The organism is Thermus sp. FJN-A (assembly GCF_054655095.1).
In genome coordinates this window covers 1-236 of sequence record NZ_BAAHSC010000266.1, presented here as the reverse complement: position 1 = coordinate 236, position 236 = coordinate 1, and the positions used below count along the sequence as shown (strand labels likewise).

The 236-nt window shown below is 58.9% G+C and carries 1 pseudogene; it reads left to right on the top strand.

Going from position 1 to position 236, the window contains the following annotated elements:
* Positions 1–71: 71 nt before the first annotated feature.
* Positions 72–236: pseudogene (locus ACYQ0J_RS13660) on the top strand (IS1634 family transposase); the annotation flags it as partial.

Below are 236 nucleotides of genomic sequence, written 5' to 3'. Positions count from 1 at the left end.
TCCGCACCCCTTCCCCTCACGGGTAGAATTTTTGGATGGAAGCCACACCTAACCCACAGGTGTACGACCTCAACCACAAGGGGAGACCCACGGCTAAGCCCACCTTGCCCTGGGTGTTTCAACTCATGTGGGTGCGGCTGGTGGAGCTGGGGAGGCGATAGCGGGTCCTCAACCTGGCTCCCTATCACGAGATCGTAATGCACCTTCTGGGGGCTGGGCGATATTACCTGCTAGAG